The sequence below is a fragment of the Streptomyces sp. NPDC001100 genome, from assembly GCF_053598575.1.
Genome location: NZ_JBSFKO010000093.1, coordinates 1 through 1,953, shown reverse-complemented (window position 1 = coordinate 1,953; position 1,953 = coordinate 1). Strand labels below are relative to the sequence as shown.

At 60.5% G+C, this 1,953-nt stretch carries 1 protein-coding gene; it reads left to right on the top strand.

What is annotated here, in order from left to right; translation table 11 throughout:
• Positions 1-603 precede the first annotated feature (603 nt).
• Positions 604-1,857, top strand: coding sequence for a group II intron reverse transcriptase/maturase (ltrA, locus tag ACWDEW_RS48770; protein WP_450522827.1), 1,254 nt, complete (start codon positions 604-606; stop codon positions 1,855-1,857).
• Positions 1,858-1,953 lie beyond the last annotated feature (96 nt).

Genomic DNA, 1,953 nt, shown 5'->3' with positions numbered 1-1,953 from the left:
GGAGGCTTCAAACCGCGTGTGTCACGAACGCAGAGGGGAGTTCAGGTAGGAGGAGCTTCTTGATGCGGTGCTGTGCGAGAGATGAAGGACTCGGCCCTTCGGTGCCGTCCTGCGGGGGATGGTGCCAAACCGCCACATGCTGCGTTGGTTGACGACCGTCGTGGTGAGCGATGTGGAAAAGGCGGCGGTAGAGCCGTCAGGTGGGGATCAGGAAGACGAACGCAAGTGAATCGCTGCTGAAGTGTCGTTAGAAGATAGGTGACATCAGAACCGGAGATTTGTGGTTGCTCCGGGATAAGCCTGGCGGGAGTCCCGTTTACTGGCCAGGCGGTGTCCGGCACGGAGGCGACGTGAGCCTGATCTGCGGCTTTCGCATGGAACGTGAGAAGGCACGCCTCGATAACGCCGCTTGAGCAATACGGGTGGCGAGAGGGAGTGGCCCAAGCGGAGGAACCGTGAGGGCTTGAGTACCGATGCGGGGCGTGCTGGCGGACCGGCTCGTAGTAGTGAGGAACCCTTTGTAATGAAGGGGGAGCGAAGGGGCCGGGTCATCCGTGGCTGATTGTTCGTTCGGTCAACCGGAGGTTCTCCGGGAGGAGCTGGGTGGACCAGTTGAAATCATCAGACAAGCCGTTTGAGATCTCGAAGTGGGAGGTTCAGGAGGCGTACGAGAAGGTCAAGGCCAACAAGGGTGCGCCAGGGGTGGACGGGCGCTCTATCGAGGACTTCGAGAAGGATCTGAAGAATAATCTCTATCGGATTTGGAATCGTCTGTCCTCGGGGAGTTACTTTCCGCCTCCGGTGAAGGGTGTGGAGATCCCGAAGTCGCATGGTGGTGGGGTTCGTTTGCTCGGTGTGCCCACTGTGGCTGACCGAATCGCTCAAACGGTGGTAGCCCGGCGTCTTGAGGAGAAGGTCGAACCGATCTTTCATCAGGACTCCTATGGATACCGTCCGGGGCGGTCTGCGTTGGACGCGGTTGCGGCATGCCGGAAACGCTGTTGGAAGTACGACTGGGTGATTGATTTGGACATCCAGAAGTTCTTTGACAGCGTGTCATGGAACCTTGTCGTCAAGGCGGTCCAGGCCCATACCGATCTCCCCTGGGTAGTGCTGTATGTGCGGCGGTGGCTTGAGGCGCCGTTGCAACTGCCCGATGGGACCTTGCAGCGGCGCGATTGTGGAACCCCGCAGGGTTCTGCGATTTCGCCTGTGCTGGCTAACCTGTTCATGCACTACGCGTTCGACATGTGGATGGCCCGGAAGTACCCGGGCGTACCGTTCGAACGGTACGCAGACGATGGTGTTGTGCACTGCGTCAGCGAGAGCCAGGCCCGGAGACTACGGGAGGCGATCGCGAACAGGATGCGGGAGGTCGGGCTGCGACTGCACCCCGACAAAACCAAGATCGTGTATTGCCGGGACGGTAAACGCCGACGGTCCTTCGGGCAGACGGAGTTCACCTTCCTGGGGTTCACTTTCCGGGCCCGCAAGGCCATCGACAGGAATGGTGAGAGGTTCACCTCGTTCCTGCCGGCGATCAGCAAGGAAGCCTCGAAGAAGATCAGCGGTGAAGTGCGGCAATGGCGGCTTCACCGACAGATCGGCCGGACCTTCGCCGAGCTCGCACGGGCGATCAATCCGATCGTTCGGGGCTGGATGCAGTACTTCGGCGCGTTCTACCGGACAGCACTGCTTCCCCTCCTGGAGCGCATCAACGCCTACTTGATGCGCTGGATCCGCAAGAAGTTCAAGCGGCTGCGGACCTTCAAGAAGGCCCATGCGTGCTGGCGGCGTATCACCCGCCAGTACCCCAGGCTCTTCGCCCATTGGGCATGGATTCCCACGTTCTGGTGATCAGGATGACAAGAGCCCGGTGACGGGAGACTGTCACGCCGGGATCTGTGAGGGCCGGGGGGTGAAATTCCCCCCGGCTACTCGACCTCATGCTGC